Annotated in this window: 16 protein-coding genes and 1 pseudogene; 13 read left to right on the top strand and 4 right to left on the bottom strand. The window is 65.7% G+C overall.

Annotated elements, in window-relative coordinates:
* Nucleotides 1-36: 36 nt before the first annotated feature.
* Nucleotides 37-1,128, bottom strand: coding sequence for a thioredoxin (locus QF777_03090; GenBank protein MDP6910538.1), 1,092 nt, complete (start codon nucleotides 1,126-1,128; stop codon nucleotides 37-39).
* Between the two features lie 6 nt (nucleotides 1,129-1,134).
* Nucleotides 1,135-1,512: a hypothetical protein gene (locus tag QF777_03095; protein ID MDP6910539.1), complete on the bottom strand. Its 378-nt coding sequence runs from the start codon at nucleotides 1,510-1,512 to the stop codon at nucleotides 1,135-1,137.
* Nucleotides 1,513-1,613: 101 nt separating this feature from the next.
* Here QF777_03095 and QF777_03100 point away from each other — a divergent pair, with 101 nt between their 5' ends.
* The 10 genes from QF777_03100 (at nucleotide 1,614) to era (ending at nucleotide 10,298) form a co-directional block, all read left to right on the top strand.
* Nucleotides 1,614-2,501, top strand: a complete 888-nt coding sequence (locus QF777_03100; GenBank protein MDP6910540.1) for an MBL fold metallo-hydrolase — start codon at nucleotides 1,614-1,616, stop codon at nucleotides 2,499-2,501.
* A 54-nt stretch (nucleotides 2,502-2,555) separates the two neighbouring features.
* Nucleotides 2,556-3,071 (top strand): flavin reductase family protein, encoded by a 516-nt coding sequence (locus QF777_03105; protein MDP6910541.1) that lies wholly within the window; start codon nucleotides 2,556-2,558, stop codon nucleotides 3,069-3,071.
* Nucleotides 3,071-3,589: a gamma carbonic anhydrase family protein gene (locus QF777_03110; GenBank protein MDP6910542.1), complete on the top strand. Its 519-nt coding sequence runs from the start codon at nucleotides 3,071-3,073 to the stop codon at nucleotides 3,587-3,589. The genes QF777_03105 and QF777_03110 overlap by 1 nt, the downstream gene beginning before the upstream one ends.
* Before the next feature lie 5 nt (nucleotides 3,590-3,594).
* Complete coding sequence (locus QF777_03115; GenBank protein MDP6910543.1) at nucleotides 3,595-4,410, top strand: hypothetical protein; 816 nt, start codon at nucleotides 3,595-3,597, stop codon at nucleotides 4,408-4,410.
* Between the two features lie 121 nt (nucleotides 4,411-4,531).
* Nucleotides 4,532-5,935 (top strand): Fe-S cluster assembly protein SufB, encoded by a 1,404-nt coding sequence (gene sufB / locus QF777_03120; protein ID MDP6910544.1) that lies wholly within the window; start codon nucleotides 4,532-4,534, stop codon nucleotides 5,933-5,935.
* Between the two features lie 82 nt (nucleotides 5,936-6,017).
* On the top strand, nucleotides 6,018-6,404 hold the full coding sequence (locus tag QF777_03125) for a hypothetical protein (GenBank protein ID MDP6910545.1): 387 nt from the start codon (nucleotides 6,018-6,020) through the stop codon (nucleotides 6,402-6,404).
* Between the two features lie 171 nt (nucleotides 6,405-6,575).
* Nucleotides 6,576-7,601, top strand: coding sequence for a PhoH family protein (locus QF777_03130; protein ID MDP6910546.1), 1,026 nt, complete (start codon nucleotides 6,576-6,578; stop codon nucleotides 7,599-7,601).
* 23 nt (nucleotides 7,602-7,624) lie between these two features.
* Nucleotides 7,625-8,119, top strand: a complete 495-nt coding sequence (ybeY, locus tag QF777_03135) for an rRNA maturation RNase YbeY (protein MDP6910547.1) — start codon at nucleotides 7,625-7,627, stop codon at nucleotides 8,117-8,119.
* Nucleotides 8,116-9,432, top strand: a complete 1,317-nt coding sequence (locus QF777_03140) for a hemolysin family protein (GenBank protein ID MDP6910548.1) — start codon at nucleotides 8,116-8,118, stop codon at nucleotides 9,430-9,432. Before ybeY ends, QF777_03140 begins: the two co-directional genes overlap by 4 nt.
* The gene (gene era / locus QF777_03145; GenBank protein ID MDP6910549.1) at nucleotides 9,429-10,298 is read left to right on the top strand and encodes a GTPase Era; all 870 of its coding nucleotides are present in this window, start codon (nucleotides 9,429-9,431) and stop codon (nucleotides 10,296-10,298) included. The genes QF777_03140 and era overlap by 4 nt, the downstream gene beginning before the upstream one ends.
* An 18-nt stretch (nucleotides 10,299-10,316) precedes the next feature.
* Here era and QF777_03150 read toward each other — a convergent pair whose 3' ends face one another.
* Nucleotides 10,317-12,269 carry an ATP-dependent DNA helicase gene (locus QF777_03150; GenBank protein MDP6910550.1) on the bottom strand — a complete coding sequence of 651 codons (1,953 nt, stop codon included), beginning with the start codon at nucleotides 12,267-12,269 and terminating at the stop codon, nucleotides 10,317-10,319.
* A gap of 58 nt (nucleotides 12,270-12,327) precedes the next feature.
* Between QF777_03150 and uppS the strand changes: the two genes are divergently transcribed.
* Both uppS and recO read left to right on the top strand, forming a co-directional pair.
* Nucleotides 12,328-13,059, top strand: coding sequence for a polyprenyl diphosphate synthase (gene uppS, locus QF777_03155; protein ID MDP6910551.1), 732 nt, complete (start codon nucleotides 12,328-12,330; stop codon nucleotides 13,057-13,059).
* The gene (gene recO / locus QF777_03160) at nucleotides 13,056-13,775 is read left to right on the top strand and encodes a DNA repair protein RecO (GenBank protein ID MDP6910552.1); all 720 of its coding nucleotides are present in this window, start codon (nucleotides 13,056-13,058) and stop codon (nucleotides 13,773-13,775) included. Before uppS ends, recO begins: the two co-directional genes overlap by 4 nt.
* Here the strand turns inward: recO and QF777_03165 are convergent.
* Entirely contained in the window at nucleotides 13,772-14,326 is a 555-nt protein-coding gene (locus QF777_03165; protein MDP6910553.1) for an RDD family protein, read from the bottom strand. The genes recO and QF777_03165 overlap by 4 nt on opposite strands.
* Before the next feature lie 51 nt (nucleotides 14,327-14,377).
* On the opposite strand from QF777_03165, the pseudogene QF777_03170 reads away from it, so the two are divergent.
* Nucleotides 14,378-15,695: pseudogene (locus QF777_03170) on the top strand (glycine--tRNA ligase).

A 15,695-nucleotide genomic window follows, 5' to 3' on the forward strand; every position in this document is an offset into this window, starting at 1 on the left:
GATGGTGCCCGGTCGTCGGTGACGGGTCGGTGTCGCTCACGGTGTGATCTCCCTGCTGGTTGGTTCGCTTCCCATTGGGCCGTTCAACCAGCCTCCCACGATCGAGGAGAACAGGCCGGCCGGACCGCCGGCGTGGACGACAAGCAGCCCCCCGGGACGAAACTTTGGGAGGGTCAGGCCGGCCATGGCTTCGGGAAGGCCCTCCTCGATGCCGCCGGCGCCGATCACGATGGTGTCCGTGTCGACCATCAGGTGGGCGCCCAGTTCCTCCATGAACCGTGCCCGGTCCCAACCTGCATCACTGAATCGGGATAGGTGCTCGGGCGACACCACAAGCATGGCGTCCATGCCGGCCACCACTCTCGAAGACACTGCCGATCGCAGACCGTCGGCCAGTGAGCGAACCAGCGAATCGGCCGTCCGGCTGCGCTGGTCAACGACGATCCGGGGAGCTTCGCCACAGAAGGCGGTCACCACGTCGGTTGACCGGGCGAAGCCCCGTTCCTCGGCCAACGTGGTCCAGGGGCTGGTGGCCTCGTCCTCGGCGAAGCAGAAAGACAGCTTGGCCGGGCTCCCGTGGGTGGCCCGGTCGATCTCTCCGGGTCGACCGCCCCCCACGTTGCGTACAACCAGCTGGACGGCCCGTCCGATGGTCAGGTTGGCCCGGTTTCCATGGCCCAGGACGTTGATGCCGGCGTTCATGCCGATTCGTTGGGCAATGGGCCCGTTGACGACGAACACTGGTCCAACGCCCATCGTGGTGGCCAACACGCCGTGCATGTTGAACTCGTCAGTACAGATGGCCTCCAGCGCTGCCAGCACCACCGGGAGGTACTCCGGACGGCAGCCGGCCATCACCGCATTCACGGCCACCTTCTCGACCGTGCACTCGACGAGTGCCGGGGGCATGAGCGCCACGATGTCGCCGGGCGAACGGGTCGTGCCGTCGAGCATCCGGGCTACCCGCGCCTCGGTCGGGGCGACGATGGGAAGGCCGTCGGTCCACCCCCGGTCGAACATGGCCTCCGCCTCATCCTCGAGGGAGCCCACCTCCACCCGACGCGACGCCAGGCCCCAACCGTCGTAGCGGGCCCGCAGTGCGTCGATCCGCCCGGGATCGACCGTCAATGACCCTCAACCGGGTTTGAAGGGCGGCAGGTCCGGGCCGAGGTTGCTCACGCCGGTGAACTCCTCCCACCGGTCGCGGTCCCAACCGGTGGTTCGCGCCGTCTCCACACCACCTTCAATTCTCAGGAGGGTGGGGACGGCGTCGAGGTCCAGGCCCCAGCTGATGGCCAGGTCGGTGTCGTCGACGACCCAGTCAGCCTCGGTGGGGAAGGTCGGGTCGTCCTGGGTGTAAACGGTCAGGTCGGCCCGTTCAGCGAGATCGACGAACACCGGCCGGGCCAGTGCACAGGCCGGACAGCCGGCCTTAACGACGGCGATCAGCCCGTCTGGAAGCGACCCGGGATTTTGGACCTGTGACCCATTGGGAGAGGGTTCCATGGCCATGGGCCGAGTTTCGCACCGTTTCCAATGTCACACCGAGCCGGCTGAGAGATGCGTCACATTTTCCCCGTCGAGCGGGGAGGCTTCCCTACCCTTGGTCACCGATGGGGGAATCACTCGACGTCACGTTCTTCGGAGTCCGGGGTTCCACCCCGTGCCCGTGTGATGACAATCGGCGCTACGGGGGGAACACCTCGTGTGTGGTTCTCGACGTCCCCGGTGGCGAGCCGATCATCTTCGACCTGGGTACCGGCCTTCGGTTCTACGGCGTCGACGAGCGTTGCGGTTCAGGCCCCTTCCGGGCCACAGCGCTGGTAAGCCACCTCCACTGGGACCACGTCCAGGGACTTCCCTTCTTCGCTCCCTTGCACTGCCCGGATACCCGACTCGACGTGTTCGGGCCGGGCGAGGAGGGAAGCACGCTCGAGCAGTCGTTCGACATGTTCATGACACCCCCATTCTTTCCGATCTGTTACCGGGAGTTGGTCGGGCGGATGTCGCTCAACGACACACCAGAGGGAGGCTTCGACGTCGGTTCGGCAAGGGTGACCGCCCGACCGGTGCCCCACGTCGGCCGAACGCTGGGCTATCGGGTCGACTGGAACGGGCTCAGCGTGGCCTACATAAGCGACCACCAGCAGCCCATCGACGATCCGACTCGTGTCGACCACCAGGTGCTGGCCCTGGCTGACGGCGTGGACCTGTTGATCCACGACGCCCAGTTCACCCCGGAGGAGTTCGCGGAACGCCCCCACTGGGGGCACTGCACCGTGGACTACGCCATCGAGGTAGCCCATCAGGCGGGGGTCGGCGAGTTGGTTCTCTTCCACCACGACCCGGCCCACGACGACGACCACATCGACCGTCTGCTGGCTGGGGCGCGTGATCGTTCTGTCGGACTCGACGTAGACCATGTCTCTGCTGCTGTCGAGGGTCGCACGATCTCACTGGTGCCGTCCGACGACACGTTGGCAGCGGCGACTCCCCGCTAGGTTCGGTCCCCGACCTCGCCGGTCATCGGCGGGCAACGACAGAGGAAGAGCCCCGTGGCTGACGAGAACCCGAGCGGAACCCTGAACGAGATCGACGGCGACCTATACCGCAAGGTGCTGGGCCGTTACCCGACGGGCGTCACGCTGGTGACGGCCATGGATGGAGACGAGCCCCTTGCCATGGTGATCGGTTCATTCGTGTCGGTGTCGATGGACCCTCCGCTCGTGGGCTTTCTACCCGGCAAGGAGTCCTACACGTGGGGACGAATGTCGTCATCAGATGGCTTCTGCGTCAACGTGCTGTCCGACGCACAGGCCGATCTGTCCAACGCCTTCTTCCGCAAGGACGGCGACCCCTGGGAGGGCACAGGGTGGCAGCCAGCCGAGATGACCGGATCGCCGGCCATCCCCTCATGTCTGGCGTCCATCGACTGTGCCGTACATGAGGTGGTCGACGCCGGTGACCACTGGTTCGTAATGGGACGCGTGGTCGGGGTGTCCCACGTCGACGAGGGTTCGCCGCTGGTCTTCCTCGGAGGAAAGTACGGCGAGTACCGGGCGCAGGGCTGATGGCGATCTACGCGCTCGGTGACCGCGTCCCGGTGATCGATCCGACGGCCTACGTCCATCCGTTGGCCGCGGTGATCGGCAGCGTCGAGTTGGGCCCCGGTGCGAGCGTGTGGCCCCACGCGGTCATCCGGGCCGATGACAACCTGATTCGGATCGGAGCCCGGACGTCGGTCCAGGACAACGCGGTACTGCACTGCACTAGCCACCTGCCGACCATCGTCGGCGAGGACGTGACCCTGGGTCACCTGTGCCACCTCGAGGGGTGCACCATCGAGGACCGGGCGCTGGTCGGAGTGGGGGCCGTGGTCCTGCACGAGGCAGTGATCGGCCGGGGTTCGATCGTCGGAGCCAATGCGATGGTGCGCAACGGTCAGATCGTGCCGCCCCTATCGATGGCCCTGGGTGTGCCGGCTGCCGTCCGGGAAGGTGTGGTTCCCGAGGACGCCAACATGATTAACGCTGAGGTGTACGTGCAGCGGGGCCGGGAGTTCCGCGACACCCTCCGCCGATTGGATTGACCGTCGTGTCCTCCGCGGGCGATGCCGCGGCCTCCGGGGTCGACGGGTTCGATAACCACCGGTTCCCGTCCGGGGACCTGACGCTGGCTGCCCATGTCACCCGCCCAATCGGGAACGGGTCGGGGTCCGGTGGAGTGGCCCTGCCCGGCGTCGTGATCTGCCACGGGTTTCCCAGCGGACCCGACGGTGGAGCGAACTCGGTGGCCACTTTTCCGGAATTGGCCTTCCGGATCGCTACGGAGATGGGATGGGTGGCCATGGTTCCCTACCTACGGGGAATGCCCGGGTCCGACGGCGACTTCAGCCTCGACGGTTGGCGTGACGACGTGGTGGCCGCCGCCGCCGACCTCAGGAGTCAGACCGGCGTGGAGAGGGTGTGGGTCGTGGGGTTCGGCAGTGGGGCCGCGCTGGCCATCTGTGCGGCGGCCGTCGATGACGGGATCAGCGGGGTTGGTGCACTGGCTGCACCAGCCGACTGGTCGGACTGGGCGGCCAACCCGCGCCGGCTGCTCCTACACGCTCGTGACGCTGGACTTCTGACCATGTCCGACTCCCCGCCCGACTTCAATCGATGGTCGGGTGCGCTTCGGGAGCTGTCGGCTGAGCGGTCCGTGTCGGCCCTGGCGCCGCGCGATCTCCTGCTGGTCCACGGTGGTGACGATGAGATCGTTCCACCGCTGGACGCCCGGGTGGTGGCCGGGGCCCATGGAGCGGCCGATCTCCGGATCATCGCCGGGGCAGGACACCACCTGCGGCACGATCCGAGGGCCATCGCCATCCTGCTGGGCTGGTTGGATCGGCAGCGTCGCCACCACACCTGAACCGTTCCGATGGCCGATGCCCTTCTGAACGGTTCAGGGGATTGTTACTATCTACATAGGGGAAATCCCCGTCTTCCCATCCGTCAACCCCCGACTGCCACTGGCAACAGGAGTCCCGCCGATGTCCGCCACCGATCTGGGCCTCGACCTCAGCCGCTACAAGCTTGGCTGGAGCGACGAGGAGGACTACGTCTACAAGCCCACCAAGGGCGTCGACGAGAACGTCATCAAGGAAATGTCATGGATGAAGGGCGAGCCGGAGTGGATGCGGGACTTCCGTCTCAAGTCGTTCCAGCGGTTCGGAAACAGGCCCATGCCCTGGTGGGGCGGCGACATGTCGGGGATCGACTTTGACGACATCTACTACTACATCAAGCCCACCGAGTCGCTCAGCGACGACTGGGACGACGTCCCCGAGTCGATCAAGAACACCTATGAGAAGTTAGGTATTCCGGAGGCCGAACGGAAGTACCTGGCCGGCGTGACAGCCCAGTACGAGTCCGAGGTGGTGTACCACCGCAACCGCGAGGACCTAGAGGAACAGGGCGTGATCTTCTGCGACATGGACACCGCCCTGCGTGAGCACCCGGAGGTCGTGCGGGCCTACTTCGGTCGGATCATCCCGCCCAATGACAACAAGTTCTCGGCGCTCAACTCCGCGGTGTGGAGCGGCGGTTCGTTCATCTACGTTCCACCCGGCGTCAAGGTCGACATGCCGTTGCAGGCCTACTTCCGAATCAACGCGGAAAACATGGGCCAGTTCGAGAGGACGCTGATCATCGCCGACGAGGGTTCGGAGGTGCACTACATCGAGGGCTGCTCGGCGCCGGTTTACACCACGGATTCTCTCCATTCAGCCGTGGTGGAGATCGTCGTCAAGCCGTCGGCTCGAGTCACTTACACCACCATCCAGAACTGGTCGTCCAACGTCTACAACCTGGTCACCAAGCGGGCCCGAGTGGAGGCTGAGGGCCACATGGAGTGGATCGACGGCAACATCGGATCCCGCCTGACCATGAAGTACCCGGCCGTGGTCCTGGCCGGCCCGAAGGCCTCGGGCGAGGTGTTGTCGGTGGCCTACGCCGGCCCGGGACAGCATCAGGACGCGGGGGCCAAGATGACTCACGCCGCACCGGAGACCACATCCAAGATCGTGTCCAAGTCGATCTCCAAGGACGGTGGTCGGACGAGCTACAGAGGCCTAGTGCGGGTGGAGGACGACGCCTACGGCTGCAAGAGCCACGTCCAGTGCGATGCACTCATCCTCGACGACGACAGTATTTCCGACACCTACCCCTACATGGAGGTCGGTTCAGCCGACGCGGTGATCGGCCACGAGGCGACGGTGTCCAAGGTGGCCGACGACCAACTCTTCTACCTGATGAGCCGGGGGCTGACCGAGGAGCAGGCCATGTCCATGGTCGTCAACGGCTTCATCGAACCAGTCACCCGAACGTTGCCCATGGAGTACGCGGTGGAGTGGAGCCGCCTGATCGAACTGCAGATGGAGGGCTCGGTCGGCTGACCTACTTTGTTGAGGGCCCTCGCGCCTGACGGGCGGCCCCTGTTGCCGCCGATGGTGACTCCGCACGCGCCACACTGGCGTCATGCCGATGCGTGAGGACTGCAAACACTTCGAGAGCCGGAGCTACCCCAACGGGGACACGGTCCGGAAGTGCAACCTTGACCTCGCTCCCGAAGCTCCCTGGCGGTGCCCCGACGACTGCCCGTCGTTCACCAAGCGTCGTCTGGACGTCAACTGGAGTCACGGCAGCCTCGTGACCCCTGAGACACCGGACGAGCCGGTCGGTCTCGGCGATGACGACAGCATCGCAGCATTGCTGGATGCGGCCGAGGACATCATCAACGAGGCGGGTCCCCGGGTGATGGCTGACCTGGACGCCGAAAAGGCGAAGAAGGAGCGTTGGCGTCGCCTCAAGGGCGGTGGCAGGGCTGGAGGCAAGCCCGGCCGAAAGGGTCGCCGCCGGAAGTAACGGCCCTCCATCCTGTACGGGAGGGTGTTTCGGCCTGCCTGGAAACGACCGGAGCCATCTCCGCCGCGAAACCCGCAGCATTACCCTCATCCACCGTCATGGCCGGAGAGTGGGCCCAGCCGATCGGGGAACTGGTGCGAGGATCCGGCGGCGATACCCTGTGGGTCTCCCATGGAGTCGACCACGCTCACCGTCAACATCCCCGGCAACGATCTGATGCCGGACCTGGTAGGGGAGCGGGACGTCCTGCTCCGCCGGGTCGAGGGGGCGTTCCCCGGTTCGGCCATTCATGTCCGGGGCAACCAGATCACCATCGACGGAGCCCACGCAGCCACCGTCGGGACGGTGTTCGACGAAATGGTGGCATTGCTCCAGCAGGGCCTGACCATTGACGAGAGAACGTTGGACCGCACGATCGACATGGTGCGAGCTGACGAACGGCCATCGGAGGTCCTGACCACCGAGATCTTCCGGACCTCACGTGGCAAGCCGGTCCGCCCCCGGTCGGCGGGCCAGAAGCGCTACGTCGAGGCAGTGGCCGACGGAATCATCACCTTCGGCATCGGTCCGGCGGGAACCGGCAAGAGTTGGTTGGCCGTCGCCATGGCGATCCGGTCCCTCCAGGCGGGGCAGGTTGACAGGATCGTCCTGACCCGCCCACTGGTCGAGGCAGGAGAGCGGGTGGGCTTCCTCCCCGGCGACCTGATGGCCAAGGTCGACCCCTACCTTCGGCCCCTCTACGACGCCCTGTTCGACATGGTCGACACCGAGACGGCTGAACGTCTGGTGGATCGTGGACAAGTCGAGGTGGCCCCGCTGGCCTTCATGCGTGGCCGCACCCTGAACAACAGCTTCATCATCCTCGACGAGGCTCAGAACACAACTCCCGAACAGATGAAGATGTTTCTCACCAGGGTGGGCTTCGGGTCACGGGTGGTGGTGACCGGCGACATCAGCCAGGTCGATGTGCCCGGTGGACGGAGTGGGTTGCTCGACCTGGAACGGATGCTGACCGGAATCGACGGACTGTCGTTCGTCCATTTGGGTGCCCGTGACGTGGTCCGCCACCGCATCGTGCAGGACATCGTCGAGGCCTATGAGCATGAGGCCGGCCTGCGAGAAGCTGACGACCGCGGTGACGGAGTCGGCGCAGGTGCCGAGCCAGGAGACGACGTCAGCGACGGGTCGTCCCATTGAAGAGCGGAACCCAGGGTTCCGGAGTGGCCGGTTCGCCGACGGTAATCGTGGACGACGAGCGGGCCTACCCGGTCGACACCGCTGACTGTCGGGCACTGGTCGCCGACGTGCTGGATCATGAGGGCTTGGGTGGGAGCGACCTTGAGGTCCACGTACACCTCGTGGACGCGGAACCGATGGCTGTGTTGAACGCTGAGCACATGGGCGGCGAGGGCCCTACCGACGTGTTGTCCTTCCCGCTGGAAGATCCGGAGGACCTGGCTCCGTCCACGACCGATCGGTCGGGCGCGCCGCTCCTCTTGGGGGACATCGTGTTGTGCCCCGCGGTTGCCGAGCGACAGGCCGCGAAATACGCGTGCGACTACGAAACCGAGATTGCCCTCCTGTTGGTCCACGGGGTGCTCCACCTGCTTGGCCACGACCATGGGGAACCGGGCGAGGAAGCCGTCATGCAGGAGCGGGAGCGTGCCCACCTGGCCCGGCACGGGATGGTCGCCCGCCGAGAGGACCGTTCGTGAGCCTCGGATTGGCTCTCCTGCTGGTGGTGGCCCTGACTGCCATCTCGGGACTGCTAGTCGTCGTGGAGACGGGAATCCTGCACATCCGACGGTCCCGGGCCGAGGTACTCGTGGAGCGGCTCGCTGAGCGGGAACCGACATCTAACGGTGCTCCCGGGAGGGAACCGACCGGACCATCAGACGCCGAGGCGCTGCCCGAACTCCTTGAGGATCGGGTCCGCTCCTTGGGCGTGGTCCTACTCCTTGTGATGGCCTGTCGGATGTCGGCCGCCGGAACCCTCGCAGTGGTCGTCGCCGACCGCTCCGGCGGAGGCTGGGCCTTCGTGTCGGTGGCCGCACTGCTCATAGCGGGCTTTGTCCTGGTCGACGTGCTGCCCCGTACCGTTGCCCTTCGGTCTCTGGATCGTGTGGTCATCAGTTCGGCATCGGTGGTGACTCACCTCTCCACGTTCGCCCCGCTGCGTTGGTTGGCCGACGTTCTGGTCTCGACAGCCGAGCACCTCCTGCCACGCTCGCTGCGAACCAGTGCCCCGACGGTGTCCGAGAAAGAGTTGATGGCGGTAGCCGATCGGGCGTTGGCATCTGAGGCCATCGATGCCGAGGAACACGAATTGATCGAGTCGGTGATCGCCTTCGGAGACCGCCTGGTCCGTGAGGTGATGGTGCCCCGACCCGATATGGGGTGCATTGGGTCCGACCTGACGGTGGCTGGGGCCATGGCCGAGGTTGCCCGCAACGGCCATAGCCGGACCCCGGTGAGCGGCACGGGAATTGACGACATCGTGGGCGTGGTCCACGCCAAGGACCTGATGCGGGCCCATCTGGACGGCCGCGACGAGGAACCGATCGGTTCTCTGGCCCGGTCACCGAGATTCGTGCCTGAGACCAAGCAGGCCGATGACCTATTGCGCGAAATGCAGGCGGGCCGCTTCCACCTGGCGATCGTGGTCGACGAGTACGGGGGAACCGCCGGTCTAGTGACCATGGAGGACCTACTCGAGGAGGTGGTCGGCGAGATCGTCGATGAGTTCGACGAGGAGGAACCCCTGTCCCAGCCGGTAGCTGGTGGCGGGATCCGGGTCCACGGCCGCATGCCGATCGACGAGTTGGACGAACTCCTGGGAGGCAGCCTGCCTGTTGGGGACTGGGACACCGTGGGTGGTCTGATCTTCGATGCGTTGGGCCATGTGCCCGTGGTGGGCGAGGCCGTGGTGGTGGCCGGGCGCCGGTTCGGGGTGGAGCAGGTCGTGGGGCGTCGGATCACCCGGGTTCGCATCGGGGCACCGGAGGTCGAGACCGGGACGCCGACATGACGTCCATGATGCATTCGGGTGATGGACACCGGTCAGGCTTCGTGACCCTGGTCGGGCGACCCAATGTCGGGAAGTCGACGCTGTTGAACCGGATCCTGGGCCAGAAGGTCACCATTGTTTCCGACAAGCCACAGACCACGCGAACCGAGGTCCGTGGGGTGTTGACCCGCCCGGGCGTGCAGGCCGTGTTCTGTGACACGCCGGGGATCCACAAGCCCCACACGCTGTTGGGCGAGCGTCTCAACCACACCGCTCGTTCGGCGTTGGCCGACATGGACGTCGTGTTGTTCCTGGTGGAGGCCGACGGACCGATCGGGAGGGGCGACGCCTTCATCGCCGGCGGTCTGCCCAAGGACCGGACCGTATTGGTGGTGAACAAGGTCGACCGGGTGGGTCGGGATCGGATCGCCGAACAGCTAATCGTCGCCTCGGGCTTCGAGTTTGACCAGTACTTCCCGATCTCGGCCCGGGATGGTGAGGGCGTGGACGATCTCCGGGACCACGTCCTGGGGCGTCTTCCCGAGGGGCCGCAGTACTACCCACAGGACATGGTCACCGATGTACCCGAGGCGTTCTGGGTGGCTGAACTGGTCCGTGAGCAGTTGCTGGCCATCGTGAAGGAGGAACTGCCGCACTCCATCGCCACCCGGGTCACCGAGTGGGAATGGCCACGGGTTCGTTGCGAGATCCTTGTGGAACGTGATTCCCAGAAGGGGATCGTGATCGGAAAAAAGGGGGCCGTCCTAAAGGCTGTTGGCACGGCAGCCCGGGCCCAGATGCTCGAGGGTGCTTTCCTCGAGTTGGTGGTCCGTGTCGACAAGGGCTGGCAGAAGCGCCCCAAGGCCCTTGACCGGCTGGGCTACTGAGACCGATCGAACTGTGGGTCAGTCCACCAGTCGAGCCAGAAAGTCCAACGCCTCGTCCCGGTCGCCGGTTCGGGGCATGTCCGGTAGAGCCTCGAGCAGGTCCCACCGATAGGACCTGTTGGCGGCCAGTCGTCGATCCAGGACCGCCACCATGCCCCGGTCGGTGATGCTTCGGATCAGCCGGCCCGCCCCCTGAGCAAGGTCGGTGGCGGCCAGGGGAAGGTCGATCTGGCGGAAGGCTTCACGTTCGCCCACGAGGTCGCGTCGGGCGCTGAGGAGAGGGTCGTCGGGGCGCGGGAACGGGATCCGATCGATCACGACCAGCGAGAGGCTCGGGCCCGGCACGTCGATGCCGTGCCAAAGGCCCTTGGTGCCGAACAGGCAGGAGGACTCGTCGTCGGCAAACTCAGCCATCAGAAGCGGGCGCGGCATGTCGTCCTGATGCAGGATCCGCCATTGCAGCCGCTCCCGCAACTCCTCGACGGCGGCGTCCAGTGCCCGGCGGCTGGTGAAGAGGGCGAGGGTCCGTCCGCCGGTTGCGTTGACCAGGAGTTCAATCTCGTCGTAGCAGGCCGTCAGATAGCCCTCGTCCCGGGGTTCAGGCATGGAGGTCGCGCAGTAGAGCATCGACTGGTTGGCGAAGTCGAACGGACTACCCACGTCCTCGTAGCGGTGGTCGTGCCTGTCCAGTCCAAGCCGGATCGGAAGGTTGGCCGGGACGGTGGCACTGGTGAGGATCACCGTCCGTTCCTGCCAGAGACGTTCGTGCAGGACGGTGGCCACGTCGATCGGTGCCACCTGGAGGCTGGGACGTCCGACTGTGCCTTCCGTCCAGGCAACCTTCAGTCCCGGAATGGGTCCACCCTCTAGGTCCAGGGCCGCTCGGACGTCGTCGGTCAACGTCTCCAGGGAGCGAAGTGCCCGTTCCCGACGGGGACCAACATCGCCCGGCCCGTCCTTGGGTAGCCCGAGTAGTTCGGTACGGAGCGCACCGAGACGGGTCTCGGCCAGGCGGAGGGCCGCAGCGACCTCAGCTGACGCCGCGGGAACAAGTCGAGTGCCGAGATGTCCACCGAGAGCGTCGTCAAGTTGGCTGGCCATGTTGGACACGTCGGCCACCGCGGTCGATCGGGTGAGAATGGCCCTGGCCCGTTGGACGAGTCCCTGGAAGCGACCCGATCGGAGTTCGAAGCCGACAGCCCGCGCCAGGATGTCCTCGGTCTGGTGGGCCTCGTCGAGGATGGCCACGTCGTGCTCGGGGAGGATCGCCCCCTCGCTGGCCACATCGATCCCGTAGAGGTGGAGGTTGGTCACCACCACATCGGAGAAGGCGGCAGCGGCTCGGGCGTCCTCGGCGAAGCAGTCATCACCGCTGGGACATCGTGCCGCCCCGGGACACTCGGTTGATCCGACACTGACCGCCGACCAGGTCGCAGGTGACGGCTCCATCGGCAGGTCGGACCGGTCGCCGGTGGAAGTCTCCTGAGCCCAGGCAGCGATAGTGGCCAGGTCCTCGACGTCGGCCGTCTCGGCCAACCCGTCGAGTTGCTGCTGGTCACCAGCGGTGGTCGTCGCCAGTTCGTTCAGCCGCTGCCTGCACAAGTAGTTCGAGCGTCCCTTGAGGACCGAGAACGAAAACGAACGACCAAGATGCGGCACCAGGTGCTCCTGAAGGAAGGGCAGGTCCTTGGTGGCCAGCTGATCCTGGAGAGCCTTGGTGGCTGTTGCCACCACCGTGGTGCGGCCAGAGATGATGGCCGGAACGAGGTAGGCCAGCGACTTACCTGTTCCGGTTCCTGCCCGGATCACCAGGTGTGAGCCCGACTCGATGGTCTCGGCGACTCGGCGCGCCATGGCCTCCTGGCCGGGCCGACGCTCACCGCCACCGGGGAGGGCCCCGCAGACCTCTTCGAGGGCAATGGCCGACACTTCAGCCGGCCTCATTTCCGCTCCGCCGCTCGACTCGCCCATCGTCGCCGAGGCTAGGCCCGGCCACTCAGCGTGGAGGGGCGCGGGTAGTTTCGTCGGTGTGCTCCCCTCGGACCTGGATCGCTCGCGGATCCCGAACCACATTGCGTGCGTCATGGATGGCAACGGCCGGTGGGCCGAGCAGCGGGGCCTTCCCCGCACCGATGGCCATACGGCTGGCGAGCAGGCCCTCTTCGAGGTCCTAGATGGTGCTGACGAACTCGGGGTGGGTTGGTTCACCGTGTACGCCTTCTCGACGGAGAACTGGCGGCGCCCGGTCGAAGAGGTGGAGTTTCTGCTGCGGTTCAACGAGGAGATCATGCTCGGCCGCCAGGAGGAACTCCATGAACGGAACATCCGCATCCGGTTCATCGGTCGGAGGGACCGACGGGTACCCCGACGCCTCGTCAAAAGGATGGAGGAGGCCGCCGCCCTCACCCGGGACAACACCGGCCTGACCTTCACCATTGCCTTCAACTACGGCGGTCGGGCCGAGTTGGTCGACGCCGTGCAGCGGATCGTCGACGCCGGCACGAAACGAGTCTCCGAGAAGACCATCGCACGCAACCTCTACGACCCCGAGATGCCCGACCCGGACCTCGTCATCAGAACGTCGGGGGAGTACCGCGTGTCGAACTTCCTCCTCTGGGAGCTGGCCTACAGCGAGCTCGTGTTCAGCAATGCGCTGTGGCCTGATTTCCGGCGAGAGCATCTCTATGCGGCAATCAAGGAGTTCCAGGACCGGCATCGCCGTTACGGCGGCATCGCCGATCCGGACGAGTCAATCGGGTGAGCCTGTACCGGGACGACGGTGTGGTGCTGCGGACGTGGCGCCTCGGCGAGGCCGACCGCATCATCGTCCTACTGACCGCTGAGCACGGAAAGGTCCGTGCGGTGGCCAAGGGAGTCCGAAAGACCCGATCGAAGTTCGGTGGGCGTCTGGAGCCGACCAGCCACGTGGCCGTCCAGCTTCACCGGGGTCGGGGCGATCTCGACATTGTCACCCAGGCCGAGACGATCGACCGTTTCGAGGGGCTTCGCCTCGATGCCGAGAGGTTTGCCGACGCGTCGTCGCTGCTAGAGGTCATCGACGTGGTGGCGCCCGACCGTGAGGCCGACCGAGACCGTTACCGGATGCTGGTCGGCGCCCTGCGGACCCTCGACGAACGACCGGCGGCCCTGGTGGTGCCGGCCTTCCTACTGAAGTTGCTGGCCCACGAAGGTCTGGCTCCAGAGTTGGACAGGTGTGTCCGTTGTGGAGTCGACGACCCGCTGGTGGCAGTGGACATCGGTGAAGGTGGAGTGCTCTGCCCCGACTGCCGGCGTGGCCGTGCCGTGTCGTCCTCGGCCATCGCGGTCATGCGGGCGGTGCTGGGTGGTGGGCTGTCCGGCGCACTGGCTGTCACCGATCCGGCAGTGTGCGCCGAGGTTGACGGGGTGGCCACATCAGCTGTGGAGTACCACCTGGAGCGCCGGCTGCGGTCCCGTCGGGTCCTGGACGGGAGTTAGTCCACGAAGGGTCCGCTGCTCCCGTCTTCCCCGGAAGGGGTGGCATCATCGGACAGCACCTGCTGGGTCGTCTCGAGACTCGGAATGACGATGGGTTCACCGATCCAGCCCCGGTCGACGACCACCGTTCCGGCCAGTCGGTCCCCGAGGCGCCGATGACCTCGGCTGGCCAGCATCATCCCGGCCTCGATGACCGGGATGAACGGCACGGGGATGATCCACGGAAGGGTTCGGCCCGCGGCGCCCCGGAAACCCGGTAGGCCACCGTCGATCCGGCGAACCACCCGGAGTCCGGTCACCGCCTTACCTACGCTGAACCCGGTGGTCATGGTCAGCGCCACGTGGTTCAGGACCATCAACACGGTCACGGTCCAGATGACCGACGGGTTGATGGACAGCCCGTCGTCGGAGTTGAACGCCACGTCACCACGATGCACGAGCAGGACGACGATGGCCATGAACAGGTTGTCGAGCAGCCAGGAGATGATCCGGCGACCGATCACCGCTGTCGGATCAATTCCCGGCGATCGGAAGCGGTCAGAGATACCCATGGGTTCAGTCTGGCCCCGTGACGGCGAACCGCGTCGCTACCCTGCCTTCTCATGGTCTCCAACGACGACACCCTTTTCGACAAGGTGGTGAACCTCTCGAAGCGTCGGGGGTTCGTGTTCCAGTCGGCCGACATCTACGGCGGATTCCGATCCACCTACGACTACGGACCGATCGGGGTCCTGCTCCTGCGGAATGTGAAGGAGCAGTGGTGGCGAACCATGGTGCAGTTGCGCCACGACGTGGTCGGCCTCGATGCCTCGATCCTGTCGCCACCTGCCGTCTGGCAGGCATCGGGCCACCTGGCCAACTTCACCGATCCGCTCGTCGACTGTCGGGACTGCGGTGCCCGCCATCGCCTCGACAAGCTCGATGACCCTGACACCTGCCCGTCGTGTTCGAAGTCGGGCACGTTTACCGAAGCCCGTGAGTTCAACCTCATGTTCAAGACCCACGCCGGACCGATGGTCGAGTCGGCCGCCGAGGTCTACCTGCGACCCGAGACGGCCCAAGGGATGTTCGTCAACTTCACCAACGTGCTCAACACGTCGCGAAAGAAGCCGCCGTTCGGCATCGCCCAGATTGGAAAGTCGTTCCGCAACGAGATCACCCCCGGGAACTTCGTATTCCGGACCCGAGAGTTTGAGCAGATGGAGATGGAGTTCTTCGTCCCGCCCGACGACTCCCCGGAGTGGTACCGCCACTGGTGCGATGCTCGAATGGCCTGGTACCACGACCTCGGCATGCCCACCGACAAGCTCCGGCTTCGCGAACACGACGACGACGAGTTGAGCCACTACTCGACGGCCACAGCGGACGTGGAGTTCTTGTTCCCGTGGGGGTGGGACGAGCTCGAGGGAATCGCCAACCGCACCGATTTCGACCTGAAGCAGCACGCCGAACATTCCGGCACCAAGCTCGAGTATCACGATCCGGCGTCCGGCGACCGCTACGTGCCCCACGTGATCGAACCGGCGGCCGGCGCAACCCGGACGGCCATGGCATTCCTGATGGCCGCCTACGACGAGGAAGAGGTCAACGACGACGTTCGAACCGTCCTCCGCCTCGATTCCCGGCTGGCGCCCTACAAGGTGGCTGTGCTGCCACTCTCCAAGAAGCCCGAGTTGATCGATCCGTCCAACGAGGTGCTGGGTTTGCTGCAACCGCACTGGATGTGCGACTACGACCAGACTCAGGCCATTGGCCGTCGCTATCGACGCCAGGACGAGATCGGGACGCCGTTCTGCGTAACCATCGACTTCGACACTCTTGACGACCGGGCGGTGACCGTGCGCGAACGGGATTCGATGGCTCAGGAACGGGTGGCCATTGGCGACCTGGTGGCCTACCTCTCGGAGCGGCTCGCGGCCT

The sequence above is a fragment of the Acidimicrobiales bacterium genome, from assembly GCA_030747595.1.
Taxonomy (GTDB): Bacteria; Actinomycetota; Acidimicrobiia; order Acidimicrobiales; family MedAcidi-G1; genus UBA9410.

What these genes read in the sequence shown, in the direction of transcription:
- QF777_03095 (MDP6910539.1), bottom strand. Translation starts at nt 1,512, where the DNA reads ATGGCCATGGAACCCTCTCCCAATGGGTCACAGGTCCAAAATCCCGGG.
- QF777_03150 (MDP6910550.1), bottom strand. Translation starts at nt 12,269, where the DNA reads ATGGGCGAGTCGAGCGGCGGAGCGGAAATGAGGCCGGCTGAAGTGTCG.
- QF777_03100 (MDP6910540.1), top strand. Translation starts at nt 1,614, where the DNA reads ATGGGGGAATCACTCGACGTCACGTTCTTCGGAGTCCGGGGTTCCACC.
- QF777_03125 (MDP6910545.1), top strand. Translation starts at nt 6,018, where the DNA reads ATGCCGATGCGTGAGGACTGCAAACACTTCGAGAGCCGGAGCTACCCC.
- era (MDP6910549.1), top strand. Translation starts at nt 9,429, where the DNA reads ATGACGTCCATGATGCATTCGGGTGATGGACACCGGTCAGGCTTCGTG.
- sufB (MDP6910544.1), top strand. Translation starts at nt 4,532, where the DNA reads ATGTCCGCCACCGATCTGGGCCTCGACCTCAGCCGCTACAAGCTTGGC.
- QF777_03130 (MDP6910546.1), top strand. Translation starts at nt 6,576, where the DNA reads ATGGAGTCGACCACGCTCACCGTCAACATCCCCGGCAACGATCTGATG.
- QF777_03165 (MDP6910553.1), bottom strand. Translation starts at nt 14,326, where the DNA reads ATGGGTATCTCTGACCGCTTCCGATCGCCGGGAATTGATCCGACAGCG.
- QF777_03110 (MDP6910542.1), top strand. Translation starts at nt 3,071, where the DNA reads ATGGCGATCTACGCGCTCGGTGACCGCGTCCCGGTGATCGATCCGACG.